A 17,982-nucleotide genomic window follows, 5' to 3' on the forward strand; every position below is an offset into this window, starting at 1 on the left:
TGGATACGCTGACCGGATGAACGAGAATCCTCCCCCCTGTCCGAAATGCTCCTGTGAGTACACCTACGAGATGGACGCCTTGGTGGTGTGCCCGGAGTGCAGCCACGAGTGGGTGCCCGCCGAGAGCGGGGACACCGTCGGGGGCACCGGCGGGGAGCGCGTCGTCAAGGACTCCGTCGGCAACGTGCTGCGGGACGGCGACAGTGTGGTCGTCGTCAAGGCGCTCAAGGTCAAGGGCGGCCCCTCGGGGATCAAGGCCGGCACCAAGGTGCGCAACATCCGACTGGTCGACGGTGTCGACGGCCACGACATCGACTGCAAGATCGACGGCTTCGGGGCGATGCAGCTGAAGTCCGGCGTGGTCAAAAAGGCCTGATCCAACCGGCCGTCCGCCGACCCGTCCGTTGGCGGCCTGTTCGTCGGCCCGTGGGCTCGACCGTCTACTACTCGCTCACCAGCCCGCACGTCGCCGAGCTGCTGCGGGTGGCGCGGACGATCCTGTCCGGGGTACTGGCCGGGCAGGCCGAGCTGCTCGCCGATCTGCGTGCCGCGCAGGGGGAGGCGGTGGGGGAGGCGAAGCCGCCGTCGTAGCGAGGGTGTGACGCCACCGAGGTCTCACCCCTGTGCCATGAGTCCCGCTTCGAGGTCGCGCAGGTCCTTGGCGAGGTTGGCGCGGACCTGTCGGGCCAGGAGCGGTGCCGCCAGCCGGTAGAAACCTCCCCCGCCGCCCCGCACCCGGATGCGGGCGAGCGTGCCTCGCGGGTGGGGCTCGAAGATGTACGTGACGTGCATGGGCATCGGGCCCGCCACGGAGACCATGTCCAGCAGCCGTGGCGGGTCGTACGCGGCGACCCGCAGCACGTAGTCGATGCGCCGGCCCAGGAAGTACGCCGTACGCGTGACCTCCGCGCCGATCCCGAAGCCACCCCCGGCCGCCTCCGCGGTGAGTTCCGCCGTGCGGATGCCCTGGGTCCAGTCCGCGTCATGGCGCCAGTCCATGGCGTACGCGGCCACGGGCTCGGGCGGCAGGGGGATGACGCGCTCGGCCGTCACGTCGATCGCCATGTCGGTCGTCATGGATCGAGCTTGCGCCTCCCCGGAAGCGGTCACCAACCGGTGAGCGCATACCGGACTTCCGCTCCTTACGAAACGCGGACGTCGGAGCCCGAGGCGCTGCCCGGACACACCACCGGCGGCGGCCCGGTGCGATGACCAGTACACGCATACGGCCACGCCAGGCCCGCACCGACGCCGTACGACGGGACCGGGCCCGTACGTCATGACTCCGTAAGGCATACGAGGGGTGCGTCGGACCGGGACAAAGCGGAAGCCCCGCGAGACGCTGCCCTCATGGCGACCTCACCCTCGACCGAAACCCCGTACCGCTTCGACGACCTGACCGCCCTCTACATCAACTGCACCCTCAAACCGTCCCCGCAGCTCAGCCACACCCAGGGCCTGATCGACAAGAGCGCGGCGATCATGATGTCGTGCGGGGTCACCACCTCCGAGATCCGCGCCGTCGACCACGACATCGCGCCCGGCGTCTACCCGGACATGACCGAGCACGGCTTCGCGACGGACGAGTGGCCCGCGCTGTACGAACAGGTGATGGCCGCGGACATCCTGGTCATCGCCGGCCCGATCTGGCTCGGCGACAACAGCTCCGTCACCAAGAAGGTCATCGAGCGCCTCTACGCCTGCTCCTCCCTGCTCAACTCCCAGGGCCAGTACGCCTACTACGGCCGCGTGGGCGGCTGCCTCATCACCGGCAACGAGGACGGGGTGAAGCACTGCGCGATGAACGTCCTGTACAGCCTTCAGCACCTCGGCTACACGATCCCGCCCCAGGCGGACGCGGGCTGGATCGGCGCGGCCGGCCCCGGGCCGTCGTACCTCGACCCGGACTCGGGCGGCCCGGAGAACGACTTCACCAACCGCAACACCAGCTTCATGACCTGGAACCTGATGCACCTCGCCGCCCTGCTGAAGCGCGCCGGGGGCATCCCCGCCCACGGCAACCAGCGCACGCAGTGGGACGCCGGCTGCCGCCCGGGGGCGGACAACCCCGAGCACCGCTGACCTCGTCTCCGGCGGAACGTAAGGGTTTCGTCATCCGCCAGGCACCCCCGGACGCGCCGCTCCATGTGTTGAATGGGAGGCGGATCGGGCGTGATCTCCAGGAGGTGGGCGGTATGGGACGGGCGAAGCGGAACGCACTGGTCAGGCCGTGGCTGATCGGCGTACTGGTGGTGGCGCTCGCCGGGGCGGGCTTCGGGCTGTACTGGTTCCAGCCGTGGAAGCTGTGGCAGGACGAGACGGTCCAGGAGACCTTGCCCGCGTCGTCACCGTCACAGTCACCGTCGTCGACATCGTCACCGTCGTCCGAGGTGTCCTCCGCGCCGGCCCCCGCCGGCCCGACGACGCTGGCGAGCGGCGAACTGATCACCCACGAGCACGCGACGTCCGGCACCGTGAAACTCGTACGGCTGGCCGACGGCAGCCATGTGGTCCGCCTGGAGCGGCTCGACACCAGCAACGGTCCCGACCTGCGCGTCTGGCTGACCGACGCACCGGTGAAGGAGGGACGCGCAGGCTGGCACGTCTTCGACGACGGGGAGTACGTCAGCCTCGGCAAGCTCAAGGGCAACAAGGGCAGCCAGAACTACACCGTGCCCGCAGACGTGGACCCGGCCCGCTACAGCAGCGTCAGCATCTGGTGCGACCGCTTCGACGTCTCGTTCGGCGCCGCGCGACTCACCCGCGCCTGAACCGATCCATCACACACCACGCCGCTGCCGGTGCCATCCGTACGGTGTCACGCCTCGCGGCTTGTACACCGACAGCCCCGTGGTCACCAGCAGGACGAGTACGGCGGCACCGGCGTCCGCCACGAGCTGGATCCGCATCCCGTCCTGGCCGACGCCGGTCGCACCCGCCGTCGCGACGGTATCGGCCACCTGGTCGGCCACCCGCATGTGCGGCAGCAGAAGGAAGGTGGACCGGCTGGTGCTGGTCGCGGTGCAGGAATGCCGCGAGGTCGCCGTCGTGATGCCTCCGGGACTCCTGGGAGACGAGGGCGAAGGCGTGGAGCACGGCCTTGAGTCGCTCATGGGCGCCCTCGGTCCGGTCCCGTACCTCGGCGAGGTGGTCGAGGTGGTGGCCGATCTGGCGTTCGTGCCAGGCGAGCAGGACGACTCGACGTCCGGAAAGTACTTGTACAGCGTCGCGCGGCCGATCCCGGAGTCCTTGGCGATCCGCGACATCGTCACCGAGGTCAACCCGTGCTCGGCGACCAGAGCCGCGGTCGTCTCCAGGACCGCTGCGCGTACGGCGGCGCGGTGCGCGTCGATCGTCTCGTTCCACAGCTTGGGCACGCCCTCAGGCTACGGACGCCACACCGACCGCCCGGGCCCTGTGACGGGGGCCCGGGCGACCGGTGCGGTGACGTGAGGGCTCAGAGGCGGTCGAGGATCTTCTGGAACTGCTCGACCTCGGCGGACTGGCCCTTGACGATGTCGCCGGCCATCTTCTTGGCGTCGGCGTTCTTGCCGTTCTTCTGCTCGTCCTGGGCCATGGTGATCGCGCCGTTGTGGTGCTCGATCATCATCTCGGCGAACGCCTTGTCGAACTCGGTGCCCTTCATGCCCTTGAGTTCGTCCATGTCGGCGTCGGACATCATGCCGTCGCCGCTGTGGCCCCCGTGGTCCATGCCGGGCATGGACTCCGCCGTGGTCGGCTGCTTCCAGGACTCCAGCCAGCCCTTCATGGTCTTGATCTCGGGGTCCTGGGCCTTCTCGATCTGGGTGGCGAGGTCCTTGACCTCCGCGTCGGAGGCGCGGCCGTCGGCCAGTTTCGCCATGTCCAGGGCCTGCTCGTGGTGCGGGATCATCATCTGCGCGAAGGTGACGTCCGCGTCGTTGAAGTCGCCGGCCTGATCGCCGTCACCGGCGTCACCGGCTTGGCCGGTGGCCGTCGCGGAGGCCGAGCCGCCGTTGTCGCTGCCGTGGTCCATGCCGCTCATGTCGTCACCACCGCAGGCGGCGAGGAACAGCACCCCGGCGGTGACGAGGCCGACGGCCGCGAGGGGGTGGGCGGAGCGGGTGGAACGGGTGGAGCGGGTGGACTTGCGGCTCAGGACGCGCGTGAAGGAATTCATGGTTGATTTCACCTTGTTTGCCGGTTCTGTGACTGATGTTGGCGTAGGCGTATTCGCGAGACCGCGCATGCAACGCGCATGCGCGCCCGCGAGTGCGCTTCGGCCTACAGCCGCAGCACCGACAACTGGGTGAGATCCGGTCCGCGCGGCGGGGGATCGGGCCGCAGTACGGCGATGACCTGGGCGAGCAGTCGCGCCAGCCACTCCTGGTGCCGGGCGAACGCCGACCGCGGGAGCGTGGCGAGTACCCAGGCTCCGAACAGGACCGCCACGCACAGCGAGAGCATGTCCATCGCCGCCATGCCGGGCGCGTGCGTGGACGATGAGTCTGTCGGGTCGGCCGCATGGCTGCCCATGGGGTCCTGCGCCGCTGTGTCGCTCATCGCCGACACATGGGAGGCGGTGGTGCTCATGGCGGAGTCGGAGGAGGAGCCGTCGGGATGCCCCATGGTGTGCATCGCGAAGACGCCGAACGCGAGTACGACGACGAGCAACAGGTGCCCAAGGGCGCCTCCCGCCCGTACGTACCGGCTCGTCCGCATCCCGGGACTCCCTCTGTCGCACCCCTCTGTCCGGGCACCACGATATACCCCGTAAGGGTATTCAGGCGGGGGACCTGTCACGCGGCCATCATCAGCAGCATGGCGGACATGGTTCCGCCCATGCCGATGTGAGCGGCGAGGGCGGCCTCCGGAGCGGCGCCGATCCGGCGGCGTCGGCCGCTGTGGCGACCCCGCTCCGCCGAGCGGGTCCTGTCCCACGCGGAGAGCGTCAGTGACGCCAGGTGCACGACGACCGTGTCCGGCATGGTGAGCAGCCAGCGGGCCCAGCTGTAGCGCGGACCGCTCTCACGGCCGTCGGCGTGACTGTTCCTCTTCGCGCCACTCCTCTTCGTACCGCGCACACGCGTCCACACGGACGCGGCGATCGACAGCAGGAAGTAGAGGGCGAGCGCGGCGATCACCCAGCGCCAGATCGCGGACGACGAGGTGTCGGCCCCCGCGGTGGCGGCATGGGCATGGGAGGCCATGCCCGGCATGGACTCCATGCCGGCGGCGTGCTGCGCGTCAGCCGCGTGCTCCGTGCCTCCCGTGTCGTCCATGCCCGGCATTCCGGCCATGGCGTGGCCGTGGCCGTGGCCCAGGGTGAGCACCGTCCCGGAGGAAGTGCTCGTCATCGCCAGCGTCATGATCACCATGCCGAAGCTGCCGACGATGAGGTGCACCCAGTGGCGGCCGTATGCCCAGCCGCACTCGCGCGTGTGCTTGACGGTCAGCACCACGCCACCGAGCCCCAGAACGGCGAAGGCCGCCGACCACCACAGCCCGTACGCCGCGTGCCAGGCCACTGTCACCGGCAGGGCCATCACGGCCATGGACAGGCCCATCAGCAGGTCGCCGCCCGCCGCGAACCGGGCTTCGCCTCTGGTGGTCATCACCCGGACCGCGCTGACGGCAGCGACAAGGGCCGCCACGGCCGCAACGGACCAGCTCAGAGCGAGAGTTCCCATAGTCACTCTTCTCCTCGAAGTCGTCAGCTTCCAGGACCCCCTGGTACGTCTCGGGGCGCCAGAGTTCTCACAGGAGTCCGGGGAACTCGGCCGGCGCGCCCTTGATGCATACCCCTAGGGGGTATATGTTTCTGATGTGGGGCCCGGCAACGGGTCACACTGGATGGGATTGGGGATGAAGGCCATGGATCACAGCGCTCACCACACCGGCACGACGCACGACCACGCCACCCACACCACTCATGCGGGCCACCACGCTCCCGCCGACCTGGCGGTGCACGAGGGTGGGCACGCGGGAGCGTCCTGGGGCATGGCGGTGAAGGCGACCCTGCACTGTCTGACCGGCTGCGCCATCGGCGAGATCCTCGGCATGGTGATCGGCACCGCCCTGCTGTGGGGCAACGTGCCCACCATGGTCCTGGCGATCGGGCTCGCGTTCCTCTTCGGCTACTCGTTCACCCTGTTCGCGGTCCTCCGGGCGGGCCTGGACCTGATGGCCGCGATCAAGGTCGCGCTGGCCGCCGACACGGTCTCGATCGCGGTGATGGAGTTCGTCGACAACGCGATCATCGCCCTCACGCCGGGCGCGATGGACGCCCATCTGTCCGACGGGCTGTTCTGGGCCGCACTCCTGGGCGGCTTCGGCGTCGCCTTCCTGATCACGACTCCGGTCAACAAGTGGATGATCGGCCGCGGCAAGGGCCACGCGGTCGTCCACGCCCACCACTGACCTGCCCGACGACGCGTCGTACTCCGTGAACGCCGGACGCATCCGGCGCCGGCCGAAGGGCCTCAGCCGGATGGGCCTGGGCCTGGGCCTGGGCCTGGGCCTCGGTCATGCCGGAGTGTTCTGCTCCAGGCGGGCGCCCGGGGTGGCGGCGAAGTCCTCGGCGCGGGACAACTGGACGCGCAGCTTCTCCACCTGCTCGACGGCGGCCCGCTCTTAGTCGCGGACGCGCTCCAGCAGGGCTTCTCGCTCGCCGGCGTCGAGATCCGCGTCGGCGTCGAGGCGGTCCGTGGCGTCCAGCAGGTCACGCATCTGCTCCAGGGTGAAACCCGGCGGCTTCATACGGCGGATCACCATGAGGCGGGCGACGTCGGACTCGGTGTAGAGGCGGAAGCCGCCCTGGGAGCGGGCGGAGGGGGCGACCAAGCCGGTCTCGTTCGACCAACTCCCCGCAGTCGGCCAGGCGTCCAGTCCGTGGGCGTCACGGCCCAGAGCGCGGGCCTGCACTGCCTCAGCGCCCCCTGACGCCGCAGGCCCGGCTAGTCAAGCCCGCGGTCCAGGACTCGGCGAGCCGCCTCGGCCTCTGCTGCTGCCGGTGACAGTTCGTCGAGGGTGTCGAGCTCATCATCCGCTTCGAGCTCCCTCTCCCAGGCCGCCGCAAGGCGCTCTTGCTCCTGGCGCGGCTTGGCGCCGACGGCCTCGCGCTGCTCGGGGCCCAGGGCTGCCAGGAATCGTCCGACCGGGTCCGTGGACATACGGTGCTCCTTGTCGCAAGAGGGGGTGCCGCGCTGCCCCAGCATGGCTGAACGCTCCCCCGCCTGCTGTCCGACACTGCCGGGGGACACCCCGTTGGCTGTTGTTCGGCCGTCCAGCTGCCCGGGGCGATTCGATGCCGTGGTTCGTATGGCTGCTCGCCGCCGCGGCGCTGGGTGTCGCGGAGTTCTTCACCCTGACGCTGGTCTTCGGGTTGCTGGCGGGCGCCGCGTTGGTCGCCGCCGTGGTCGCCGGTGTGGGCATCGGCCTTCTCGGCCAGCTCGTGGCCCTCGCGGCAGCGGCGGGCCTTGTCATCGTCCGCCCCATCGCGCTGCGGCACATGGCACAGCAACCCCTCATGCGCGAGGGCAGTGATGCGCTCATCGGCAAGCGGGCCGAGGTCATGCAGGAGGCGACCGCGACCCGCGGCCTGATCAAACTCTCCGGCGAAGAGTGGTCCGCCCGTGCCCTCGACGAGAGCCTCGTGACCGAGGAGGCCGCCCGCCCCCCAACTCGTCGTTGACGCTCTCTTAGCGGCTCACCGGCATTCAGGCTCTGCCGAACTCTGCCGGAAACCGGCAATGTGCGGATGTGGTGCGGTCGTTCATCATGGCTTATGAGGGAGCGCTGCGACGGGTTCCGATGCCGGGCACCGGCAGGTGCGCTGCATCGAGATCTTGACGTGGAGCGGTGCGCCCCGTCGACAGGTGCTGTGTTCGGGAGAGGAGGATGACGATGACGATGCCGGTGCTCGTACAGGTTGCCGTGGGTCTTCCCGTGATCCTCTTCGCCACGGCCCTCGTCGTGGTCGTGTGCTTCTGGCTGCTGGTCGCCTTCGGGGTAACGGCCCTGGATGCCTTCGACGCGGACGCCGATCTGGATGCCTGGGGGATGGGCGGGGTTCCGGTGTCTGTCGCGGTGTCCTTGCTGACCGCGCTCGCCCGGTTCCTCGGTGCCGGTGCGAGCGTCCCGCTGGTCGGCCTGGGGGCGGGGGAGCGGTGACCGGGCTGATGCGTCCGGTCGTGTCCGCCGGTGCGTTGCCCGTCGCCTGGCGGCCGGCTTGTCTGTTCGTCCGGCCGCTGCACCGGCTCTTCCCCGATGAACCGGGCTCTGCTCTCTTCTCGGCGCACGACCACCGCGCCGTCTGAGCCAAGGATCGCCTCGGGCGGGGCCGCCCGACCACTTCAATTTCCTTAAGCCTCAAGGATGTATGCCATGGATGTCATCGGCGTGTTCGCCGTCGCCTGTCTGCTGTTCGCAGTCGTCGTGTTGTTCGTCGTCTCGCGGCTGTTCCGCAAGGTGGAGCAGGGCAAGGCGCTGATCGTCTCGAAGATGCGCAAGGTCGATGTGACCTTCACCGGGCAGGTCGTGCTGCCGGTGCTGCACCGGGCCGAGGTGATGGACATCTCGGTGAAGACCATCGAGATCACGCGGGCCGGCAAGGAGGGGCTGATCTGCCGGGACAACATCCGCGCGGACATCCGGATCTCGTTCTTCGTGAAGGTCAGCAAGACAGTCGAGGACGTCGTCAAGGTCGCCCAGGCGGTCGGCACGGCGCGGGCGAGTGACCGGGACACGTTGCAGGAGCTGTTCCACGCGAAGTTCTCCGAGGCGCTGAAGACCGTCGGCAAGCAGATGGACTTCACCGACCTCTACACCAAGCGCGAGGAGCTGCGGTACCGGATCATCGAGGTCATCGGCGTCGACCTCAACGGCTACCACCTGGAGGACGCGGCGATCGACTACCTGGAGCAGACGCCGCTGAGCCAGCTCGACCCGGCCAACGTCCTCGATGCCCAGGGCATCCGCAAGATCACCGAGCTGACGGCGATCGAGCACGTACGCACCAACGAGTTCCAGCGCCACGAGGAGAAGGAGATCACCCGGCAGAACGTCGACGCCCGCGAGGCCATTCTGGAGCTGGAGCGGCGCCAGGCCGATGCCGAGATCAAGCAGCGGCGGGAGATCGAGACCGTACGGGCCCGTGAGGAGGCCGAGACGGCGCGGGTGGTGGAGGAGGAGCGGCTGCGGGCGCAGGGCGCGTTCCTGCGGACCGAGGAGCAGCTCGGCGTGCAGCGCGAGAACCAGGCCCGTGAGATCGCCGTCGCCGCGAAGAACCGTGAGCGGGTCATCGCCGTCGAGAGCGAGCGCATCGAGAAGGACCGGCTCCTCGAAGTCATCGCCCGGGAGCGGGAGACCGAGCTGACCCGGATCGCCGCCTCCAAGGAGGTCGAGGCGGAGAAGCGGGAGATCGCCGAGGTCGTCCGTGAGCGGGTCGCCGTGGACCGTACGGTCGCCGAGCAGGAGGAGTCCATCAAGAGGCTGCGCGCGGTGGAGGAGGCTGAGCGGGAGCGGCAGGCCGTGATCATCGCCGCGGAGGCCGAGGCACAGGAGAAGCTGGTCAAGGACATCAAGGCCGCCGAGGCCGCCGAGCAGGCCGCCACCCACCGTGCCGCCGAGGAACTGACCCTGGCCGAGGCCCGGTTGAAGACCGCCGACCTCGACGCGCGGGCCAAGCTGCGGCTCGCCGAGGGCGTCCAGGCGGAGGCCGCCGCCGAGGGGCTGGCCGCCGTCCAGGTCCGCGACAAGGAGGCCGAGGTCATCGAGAAGGCCGGCCGCGCGGAGGCCGAGGCGACCGAGGCGCGGATGCGGGCCGAGGCGGAGGGCGCGCGGGCGAAGGCGCTCGCCGAGGCCGAGGCCATCGGGGAGAAGCTGAAGGCGGAGGCCGCCGGTCTGACCGAGAAGGCCGCCGCGATGGCCTCGCTCGACGACGCGTCCCGCACCCACGAGGAGTACCGGCTGCGGCTGGAGGCGGAGAAGGACATCCGGCTCGCGGGACTCGACGTGCAGCGGCAGGTCGCCGAGGCGCAGGCCACGGTGCTGGCCACCGGGCTGGAGAACGCCGACATCGACATCGTCGGCGGCGAGTCGGTCTTCTTCGACCGGCTGATGTCCTCGATCGCGCTCGGCAAGGGCCTCGACGGCTTCGTCCAGCACTCCGAGACCGCCCAGGCGCTCGCCGGACCCTGGCTGGACGGCACCTCCAGCTTCACCGACGACCTCGGCCGCGTCCTTGGCTCGGTCTCCACGGCCGATGTGCAGAACCTGACCGTCTCCGCGCTGCTGATGCAGCTGATGGGCAAGAGCGGAGCCGACTCCGGCGCCCTGCGGCAACTGCTCGACAAGGCGGGCGAGCTGGGTGTCGCCGACACCTCCCTCGCCGCCCTGAAGAGCACCGCCCTGAACGGCACCGCCCGGGGCTGACCGGCTCTCGGTCCGGAGCTGCCGCACAGGGGACGGCAGCTCCGGACCGCGTGCTTCCACGACTCCTGAGAGGGACCCATGACCACCGCCCTGGACACCGGCACCGGCACCGGAACGCACGACGCCGTCGACACCGGCACGTACGAGGTGCTGCGCGACCGGCTCGCGGCGCAGGCCGCCGAGCTCGGCCGCCGCGCCGAGGCACTCAACACCCGCCGCATCGAGGAGTTCGGCTCCACCCGCCTCGAACTGGCCGGCACCGAGCGGTTGCACACCGAGCACGCCTGCGTGCCCCGTGACATCGTGGCCGTCGGCGACGCCCTGCTCTTCGGCTACAACGTCGTCATCGGCCGACAAGGGCCCGAGAAGGCCGTCGGCGACGTCCTCGCCCTGTACGACCGTGACCTGAACCGGCTGCCCGACGACGCCGTGCCCGGTCTGCTCGACGACCCCGCCTTCGTCCGCGAGTTCACCGCCCTGTACCGCTACTACCGTCAGGCGTGTCTCCTCCAACTCCGCTGTGTCGAAGGCAAGTTGCTTGCGGTCTTTCAGACCGGCGAGAAGGCCGGTGACATCCGTGTCCTGCGCTGGGCCGTCTCGGACGGCGAACGGTTGGAGTTCCTGGACGCGCGTGGCGAACGCGACCACGTCCTCCCGCCGTCCCATGACTTCGCATGGCACGGTACGACCCGCGAGGACCACGTTCTCGGCCGCCATCCGCATGTCTCCATCGACGGCGAGGTCTTCGTCACCACCGTCGGCGGCACCCTCACCGTCAAGGTCGAGGACGACACCGAGACGGGCGAGGGCATCCACGCCGAGCCGGTGGACGAACCCCTGCAGTCGCTCGCCGACGCGGACATCGCCTACGCGCGCGTGGGCGCCCTGATCCTGCTGCGGATACGCCCCTACAAGGAGGACACCGACCGCTACCTGGTGTTCAACACGCTCACCAGGACGGTCGTCCGCCTCGACGGCATCGGACGGGCCTGCCGCCGCCTGCCGGAGGACCAGGGCATCGTGTTCCCCGGCGGTTACTGCCTGGCCACCGGCGCGTACAAGACGTACGACCTCGATGCCACGGGCCTGGAGTTCGAGCGGGAGATCCGCTCCCCGAACGGCGAGGACGTGCTGTTCGCCTTCCACGCGCGCGTGGAGGGCCGCAGCCTGCTGCTGCCGTACAACATGATCCGCAAGGAGGTCGCCACCCCCCTGTCCTGCCACGGCTGGGCGCTGTTCGACGACGGCGCGCTGCTTGTGCTGCGCGCCGACAACGACGAGCCGCAGCGCGTGCACCCCGTCCAGCTGTGGAACTCCCCGTACGTCTCCGACCTGCACGCCGCCGCCCGCCCCGTCGGCACCGGCCCGCTCGCCCGCGTCGGCAACGCCGACCTCGTCCGCGGTATCTCCGACTGCCTGTCCATCACGCGCGCGGTGGCCGAGACGACGCCCACGAGCGAGGTGTACGAGGCACTGGTCGCCGCCTGTGTCCGGGCCGCCGATTCCTACCACTGGCTGGGCGAGACCGAACTGGGCGAGCTGCTGGAGCCGCTCGCGCAGGTGCGGACCACCGCCGAGCAGGTGCTGTCCGAGTTCGAGACCGTCCAGGACCTCACCCGCCGCGCCGCCGAAGCGCTCGCCGAGTCCGCCGCACAGGTCGCCACCGTCGTACGGCGCCTGCGCGGCGAGGTCCCGCGCAGCGCCGCCGCCTGGGTCGCTGGGCTGACCGAACTCCGGTACGCCCAGGGACACTTGCTCACCATCAAGGACATGCGGTACGCCGACACCGTCCGCATCGACGAGCTCGCCGCGGACGTCGAGGCCGACCTGGGCACCTTCGGCCGGCGGGCCGTCGAGTACCTCTCCCGTGAGGACGCCTTCGCCGACCACCAGGCCGACATCGAGCAGCTCGTCGCCGACGCCGAGGCGATCGCCACCGTGGCCGAGGCCGCGCCCCTCACTGCCCGCATCAAGGAACTCACCGACGGGCTGCGCACGGTCACCGAGGTCGTCGCCGGGCTCGACATCGGCGACGCCACCGTCCGGACGTCCATCCTGGAGCGGATCGCCGAGGTCCTCGGCGGCGCCAACCGCGCCCGCGCCGCCCTCGACGGCCGCCGCCGCGAGCTCCTCGGACGCGAGGGACGCGCGGAGTTCGCCGCCGAGTTCGCCCTGCTCGGCCAGTCCGTCACCGGCGCGCTCGCGGCCGCCGACAGCCCCGAGGCGTGCGACGAACAGCTCGCCCGGATGCTCGTGCAGGTCGAGAACCTGGAGGCGCAATTCTCGGAGTCTGCCGAGTTCGACGACTTCCTCGGCGAGCTCGCGGACAAGCGCGACGAGGTCCACGAGGCGTTCTCCGCCCGCAAGCAGACCCTCGCCGACGCCCGCTCCGGCCGCGCCGAGCGCCTGGCCGACTCGGCGGCCCGGGTGCTCCAGACGGTCACCCGGCGCGCCGCCACGCTCGCCGACGCGGACGCCGTCGCCACGTACTTCACCTCCGACCCGATGCCCGCCAAGGTCCGCCGCATCGCCGACGAACTGCGCGAACTCGGCGACCAGGTACGGGCGGAGGAACTCGACGGCCGCCTGAAGTCCGCCCGCCAGGAGGCCCTGCGCGCCCTGCGCGACCGCACCGACCTGTACGCGGACGGCGGCCGCACCATCCGCCTGGGCACCCACCGTTTCGCCGTCAACACCCAGCCCCTGGACCTGACCCTGGTCCCGCACGGCGAGGGCTTGGCCTTCACGCTGACCGGCACGGACTACCGGGCGCCGGTGACCGACCCCGACTTCGCGGCCACGCGTCCGTACTGGGACCGGCCGCTGCCGTCGGAGTCCCCCGACGTCTACCGTGCCGAGCACCTCGCCGCCCGGCTGCTGGCGGAGCACGGTCCGCAGGTGCTCGCGGAGGCCGACCTGCCCGTTCTGGTCCGGCGGGCGGCGGAGGCGGCGTATGACGAGGGGTACGAGCGTGGGGTTCACGACCACGACGCGATTCTGATCCTCACGGCCCTGCTGCGGCTGCACGAGGGCGCGGGGCTGTTTCGCCATGAGCCGGGGGCCCGTGCGGCCGCCCAGATGTTCTGGGCGCACGGCACGACGGCTGAGGAGCGTGACGCCTGGACCCGGCGTGCGCTGTCCATGGCCCGGGCTCGGGACACGTTCGGGCTGGCGCCCGCGATTTCTGATCTGCAGGGCGAGTTGGGGGACGCGGTGGGTCGGTGGTCGTCTGCGGCGGCGTGGGGGCTGGTCGCGCCCCGCGGCAAAGCCGCTGATGGACGCGGCCCCGCGCCCCTTGAGGGCGCCGCGGCCGAGTACCTTTTCGAGGAACTGACCACCGGTCCCGACGGGTTCGTCATCAGCGGCGGCACGCGCACGTTGCTCGACAAGTTCCGCCGTACCGTGGGCACGTCCGCGTACGACGACGACCTCGCTGCACTCGACGACCTGGCCGCCCGCCGCCAGCTCGTCGAGGCCTGGCTGACGTCGTACACCACCGCCACCAACACCGACATCGCCCCCGGCGACCTGGCCGAGGCGGTCGCCGCCGAGCTCTGCCCGGAGCTGCCTCGCTACGAGTCCGACGCCCCGCTGACCGAGACCGTGGAGGGTTTGCACGGCGCGCACCCGCGCATCAGCGGCCGTACGCTCACCGTCCGCGTGGACGAACTCCTCGCGCGCACAAGGCACTTCCGCACCCACGAGGTCCCTGCCCACCGCGCCTACCAGCGCCGCCGTACGGCGCTGGTGGCCGCCGAGCGCACGCGGATCCGCCTGGACGAGTACCGGCCCCGGGTGATGTCGGCTTTCGTGCGCAGCCGGCTCATCGACGAGGTGTATCTCCCCCTGATCGGCGACAGCCTCGCCAAGCAGATCGGCACCACCGGCGACGCCAAGCGCACCGACACCGGCGGCCTGCTCCTGCTCATCTCACCGCCGGGCTACGGCAAGACGACGCTCATGGAGTACGTCGCCGACCGGCTCGGCCTGGTCCTGGTGAAGGTCAACGGACCGGCGCTCGGCCACGCCGTGACCTCCCTCGATCCGGCACAGGCCCCGAACGCGACCGCACGCCAGGAGATCGAGAAGATCAACTTCGCGCTGGAGGCGGGCAACAACACCCTCCTGTACCTGGACGACATCCAGCACACCTCGCCCGAGCTGCTGCAGAAGTTCATCCCGCTGTGCGACGCCACGCGCCGCATCGAGGGCGTGCGGGACGGTGAGCCGCGCACCTACGACCTGCGCGGCAAGCGGTTCGCCGTCTGCATGGCCGGCAACCCCTACACCGAGTCCGGCAGCCGCTTCCGGGTGCCCGACATGCTGGCCAACCGCGCCGATGTGTGGAACCTCGGCGACGTCCTCACCGGCAAGCACGACGTCTTCGCGCTCAGCTTCGTCGAGAACGCGCTCACCGCCAACCCGGTCCTCGCCCCGCTCGCCGGCCGTGACCGCACCGACCTCGACCTGCTGATCCGCCTCGCAGAAGGAGACCCCGCGGCCCGCCCCGACCGCCTCACCCACCCCTACGCCCCCGCCGAACTGGAGCGGATCCTCGCCGTGCTGCGCCACCTGCTCACGGCCCGTGAGACCGTCCTGGCGGTGAACGCCGCGTACATCGCCTCCGCCGCCCAGTCCGAGTCCACTCGCACCGAGCCGCCCTTCCAGCTGCAGGGCTCCTACCGCAACATGAACAAGATCGCCCAGCGCGTCCAGCCGGTCATGAACGACGCCGAACTGGCCGCCCTGATCGACGACCACTACCGGGCCGAGGCCCAGACCCTCACCGACGGCGCCGAGGCCAACCTGCTCAAGCTGGCGGAACTGCGCGGCACACTGACCGGCGAACAGGCCACCCGCTGGACGGAGGTGAAGACGGCCCACGTCCGCGCTCAGGCCCTCGGCGGCCCCGACGACGACCAGCTCACCCGAGCCGTCGCCGCCCTCGGCCTGCTCGCCGACCGGATCGCGGCCGTCGAGTCGGCGATCAACAGGGCCACGGACCCCCGCCACCGGCTCGCCAACCGCAACGCCCGCCACGCCTCCCGCCCCGACTGAGACCCGCCGGCCCACCCACACCAAGAGGAAGCCACGCCCGCACGACGCACCGGTATCACTGTCGCAGCCATCGGCGCCGTGGTCACCGCTGCCGGGGCCGCGATGTACGTGCTGCCCGGCCCCGGTTTCCCCGTCCTGGCCATCGGCCTTGCCGTACTGACGGCCGGCCTGGTCATGGCCGCCGTCGGCCGCCGAAGACGACCGCCACCACCCCGACTCGACGAAGGAGCCTTCGCGCCCCGTGATCTGGCACTGGATCGGCCTCGCCGTCTTCTCCCTCACCCTGCTTCCAGCCGGACCGGCCCTGCTCACCGAGCGGATACCGCGCCGTCTGCACGCCCGCCTGGCACCGACGCGCCCGCGTGGCTGGGCCCTTCTCGCCCTGTGGGCCGCGGCCCCGCTCAATGCCGTCCCGCGCCTTGTCGACGCCCCGCCCGCGATCACCCTGGCGGCAACGGCGACCGCGGGCGTGGTGGCAGCCGCCGGATGCGCGTGGGTGGCCGTCGCCGCACTTCGGGCCGAGAAGGTCACGTCGTGACGGACACAGGTCGTCCGCGACGCTTCGCCTTGTCGGTCGCCGCCTGGTGGATGCTGCTGGCCCTGGTGCTGTGGCTCCTGGGCAGGGCCCTGGACCAGCCCGCCTCTTTCGCGGCGTGCGCAGCCTCTGCCGCGCTGCTGGTCGCCGTAGGGGAGATCGGCGACGGGCTGCGCCGCCGACGCCGCAACAGCCGGCCCGCCCGTCGGCGTCGCTCGCCCTCCGGCCGCTGAGTGACGGTCATCCGGCTGCGGGGTGTTCGGGGGCGGATGCCGGTGCCGCGATGTTCGCGTGCTCGGCGGTCGGATTCGCCGTTTCCTGGTTCTTCGCCATGCGGGCCTCGAACGGGGATGACCAGTGACCCGTCCCCGCGTGTGACGCAGACCACATAAGGATTCTGTGAAGGCGGGCACAACCCTTCACGAGCTTCCTGGGTCACACCTGTGAAACCAACGGCCACACCCGCGGCCCCACAACGCGCCGGCCACTCCGCCCACAGCACGAGGTGCACATTGAAGCTTCGCCGCGCCATGGCCGTCGCAGCCGCTACCGCTGTCATCGCCCCGCTGGCCCTGCTGTCGGCTCCGGCCGCCTTCGCCACCGGCACCCCGGGGACCACTGAGAGCTCCTCCACCGGTTCCTCCGGCGACACCGGAACCGGTGACACCACCGGGACGGGAGACACGACCGACGCGGGTGACGTCTCCTCGGACGCGGGCACCACGTCCGGCGACCAGGACGCGTCCACCGACGACCAGGACGCCTCCGCGGACGACGAGGCGGGGGCCTCCGACGACGAGGCGTCCTCTTCGGAAGACGAGAACACGTCGACGCAGGACGACACCACGTCCAACGAGGACGACACCACGTCGACCGAGGACGACACCACGTCCGACGAGGACGAGGACTCGTCGTCCGAGGACGAGAACAAGCCCTCGGACGAAGAGGACGACGAGACCACCCCCTCGGACGACGAGCCGTGGAACCCCTACGAGGACTGCAAGACCTTCGACCTGGACGACAAGCTCACGGCCTCCATCTCGGGGCTGCCCAACCAGATCGTCGCGGGCTCCGGCTGGCACGAGTTCAAGTTCGTGATCCACAACGACTCCGACAAGGACCTCCAGAAGGTCTGGGTCGCGGCGTTCGCGGAGTACGGGGACGAGACCAACGACGACTCCTCGCTCGCCTTCGACCTCGCCGAGCTCCAGTACAAGCTGGACGGTACGTGGACCAGCGACTACCAGGACCACTTCGAGGACGGGGACGGCAAGGTCACCTTCACGGGCACGTTCGTCGCTGTGCTGGAGTCCCTGGAGAAGCACTCCACGGCCACCTTGGACCTCCGGGTGCGGGTGAACGAGAAGGCCCCGGCGGGCTCCTCGTTCGCGCTGAGCCAGGCCGTCTACGCGGGTGAGGAGTCCGCGTGCTACGGCAACGGCGACTTCTACGAGTTCACCGTGCTCGCCGCCGGCAGCGAGCCGGGCGACGACGTCGAGGACGCCGAGCCGAACGGTGAGAAGCCCGACGTCACCGAGGGCACCGAGCCGCAGGGCGAGGCCAAGGAGATCACCGGCAATCTCGCCGAGACCGGCTCCAACTCGGCACTGCCCATGATCGGACTCGCCGGCGGCGCGGCCGTCGCCGTGGGTGCCGGCGCCATGTTCGTCGTACGCCGCAAGAAGGCCGGCGCCCAGGCGTAGGCGGGAGCGGTTCGGACTTCGCAAGGAGAGGAGCCTGCGCCCGGAGGAGGCGCAGGCTTCTCCATGCCCCGGACCGGCAGGATCGTCGGTGCCGGCTGCCCGTGGTGCTCCTGATCATCTTCGGTGTCTGCCTCATCGGGGACTTCGGGAGGATCGCGACCCGTCTCTACACCTTCTTCGCCGATTTCATGAATCCCGGGCGTGCCACCGCCGATGACACGCCGGACGACGGGCGAGGCGTGCCGCATGGTGTGCGGCACGCCTCGCCCGTCG

The 17,982-nt window shown here is 70.4% G+C and carries 17 protein-coding genes and 3 pseudogenes; 13 read left to right on the forward strand and 7 right to left on the reverse strand.

The features are described 5' to 3' along the window. Positions 1–16: 16 nt before the first annotated feature. Positions 17–376, forward strand: coding sequence for a zinc ribbon domain-containing protein YjdM (locus F3T56_RS40190; protein WP_149830410.1), 360 nt, complete (start codon positions 17–19; stop codon positions 374–376). 38 nt (positions 377–414) lie between these two features. Continuing rightward, positions 415–591, forward strand: a pseudogene (locus F3T56_RS40195) (transcriptional regulator); the annotation flags it as partial. A gap of 24 nt (positions 592–615) precedes the next feature. On the opposite strand, the gene F3T56_RS40200 reads toward F3T56_RS40195, so the two are convergent. Further along, positions 616–1,065, reverse strand: coding sequence for an SRPBCC family protein (locus tag F3T56_RS40200; protein ID WP_149830423.1), 450 nt, complete (start codon positions 1,063–1,065; stop codon positions 616–618). Positions 1,066–1,350: 285 nt separating this feature from the next. On the opposite strand from F3T56_RS40200, the gene F3T56_RS40205 reads away from it, so the two are divergent. Together F3T56_RS40205 and F3T56_RS40210 are read left to right on the forward strand one after the other, a co-directional pair. Continuing rightward, entirely contained in the window at positions 1,351–2,082 is a 732-nt protein-coding gene (locus tag F3T56_RS40205; RefSeq protein WP_149830411.1) for a flavodoxin family protein, read from the forward strand. A 113-nt stretch (positions 2,083–2,195) separates the two neighbouring features. After that, positions 2,196–2,771: a DM13 domain-containing protein gene (locus F3T56_RS40210; protein ID WP_149830412.1), complete on the forward strand. Its 576-nt coding sequence runs from the start codon at positions 2,196–2,198 to the stop codon at positions 2,769–2,771. Positions 2,772–2,780: 9 nt separating this feature from the next. Here the strand turns inward: F3T56_RS40210 and F3T56_RS46660 are convergent, their stop codons facing one another. From F3T56_RS46660 to F3T56_RS40230, 4 genes are all read right to left on the reverse strand, one after another. Further along, complete coding sequence (locus F3T56_RS46660; RefSeq protein ID WP_172639370.1) at positions 2,781–2,978, reverse strand: hypothetical protein; 198 nt, start codon at positions 2,976–2,978, stop codon at positions 2,781–2,783. A gap of 479 nt (positions 2,979–3,457) precedes the next feature. Further along, positions 3,458–4,159: a DUF305 domain-containing protein gene (locus F3T56_RS40220; protein WP_149830413.1), complete on the reverse strand. Its 702-nt coding sequence runs from the start codon at positions 4,157–4,159 to the stop codon at positions 3,458–3,460. 104 nt (positions 4,160–4,263) lie between these two features. Continuing rightward, entirely contained in the window at positions 4,264–4,701 is a 438-nt protein-coding gene (locus F3T56_RS40225; protein WP_149830414.1) for a DUF6153 family protein, read from the reverse strand. Between the two features lie 77 nt (positions 4,702–4,778). Next, positions 4,779–5,669, reverse strand: a complete 891-nt coding sequence (locus tag F3T56_RS40230) for a DUF5134 domain-containing protein (RefSeq protein ID WP_246204338.1) — start codon at positions 5,667–5,669, stop codon at positions 4,779–4,781. 184 nt (positions 5,670–5,853) lie between these two features. Between F3T56_RS40230 and F3T56_RS40235 the strand changes: the two genes are divergently transcribed. After that, positions 5,854–6,399 carry a DUF4396 domain-containing protein gene (locus F3T56_RS40235; protein WP_149830415.1) on the forward strand — a complete coding sequence of 182 codons (546 nt, stop codon included), beginning with the start codon at positions 5,854–5,856 and terminating at the stop codon, positions 6,397–6,399. Between the two features lie 105 nt (positions 6,400–6,504). On the opposite strand, the pseudogene F3T56_RS40240 reads toward F3T56_RS40235, so the two are convergent. Together F3T56_RS40240 and F3T56_RS40245 are read right to left on the reverse strand one after the other, a co-directional pair. Next, positions 6,505–6,831, reverse strand: a pseudogene (locus F3T56_RS40240) (MerR family transcriptional regulator); the annotation flags it as partial. Between the two features lie 104 nt (positions 6,832–6,935). Next, positions 6,936–7,151 (reverse strand): hypothetical protein, encoded by a 216-nt coding sequence (locus F3T56_RS40245; protein WP_149830416.1) that lies wholly within the window; start codon positions 7,149–7,151, stop codon positions 6,936–6,938. A 134-nt stretch (positions 7,152–7,285) separates the two neighbouring features. On the opposite strand from F3T56_RS40245, the gene F3T56_RS40250 reads away from it, so the two are divergent. The 8 genes and pseudogenes from F3T56_RS40250 to F3T56_RS46665 all read left to right on the forward strand — a co-directional run bounded on the left by F3T56_RS40250 (position 7,286) and on the right by F3T56_RS46665 (position 17,709). After that, positions 7,286–7,672, forward strand: coding sequence for an NfeD family protein (locus F3T56_RS40250; RefSeq protein WP_149830417.1), 387 nt, complete (start codon positions 7,286–7,288; stop codon positions 7,670–7,672). A 212-nt stretch (positions 7,673–7,884) separates the two neighbouring features. Further along, positions 7,885–8,151 carry a hypothetical protein gene (locus F3T56_RS48835; RefSeq protein WP_246204339.1) on the forward strand — a complete coding sequence of 89 codons (267 nt, stop codon included), beginning with the start codon at positions 7,885–7,887 and terminating at the stop codon, positions 8,149–8,151. Positions 8,152–8,364: 213 nt separating this feature from the next. After that, a complete protein-coding gene (locus tag F3T56_RS40260; RefSeq protein WP_149830418.1) occupies positions 8,365–10,413 on the forward strand; it encodes an SPFH domain-containing protein in 2,049 nt (682 codons plus the stop codon). Positions 10,414–10,491: 78 nt separating this feature from the next. After that, positions 10,492–15,471, forward strand: a complete 4,980-nt coding sequence (locus F3T56_RS40265) for a DNA repair ATPase (protein ID WP_149830419.1) — start codon at positions 10,492–10,494, stop codon at positions 15,469–15,471. A 54-nt stretch (positions 15,472–15,525) separates the two neighbouring features. Further along, positions 15,526–15,639, forward strand: a pseudogene (locus F3T56_RS49545) (PGPGW domain-containing protein); the annotation flags it as partial. A 73-nt stretch (positions 15,640–15,712) separates the two neighbouring features. Continuing rightward, positions 15,713–16,009, forward strand: coding sequence for a hypothetical protein (locus F3T56_RS40275; protein WP_149830420.1), 297 nt, complete (start codon positions 15,713–15,715; stop codon positions 16,007–16,009). After that, entirely contained in the window at positions 16,006–16,239 is a 234-nt protein-coding gene (locus F3T56_RS40280) for a hypothetical protein (RefSeq protein WP_149830421.1), read from the forward strand. Before F3T56_RS40275 ends, F3T56_RS40280 begins: the two co-directional genes overlap by 4 nt. Positions 16,240–16,536: 297 nt before the next feature. Next, positions 16,537–17,709: an LAETG motif-containing sortase-dependent surface protein gene (locus F3T56_RS46665; protein WP_172639371.1), complete on the forward strand. Its 1,173-nt coding sequence runs from the start codon at positions 16,537–16,539 to the stop codon at positions 17,707–17,709. The last annotated feature ends 273 nt before the right edge of the window (positions 17,710–17,982 follow it).

The organism is Streptomyces tailanensis (assembly GCF_008386495.1).
GTDB classification, from domain to species: Bacteria; Actinomycetota; Actinomycetes; order Streptomycetales; family Streptomycetaceae; genus Streptomyces; species Streptomyces tailanensis.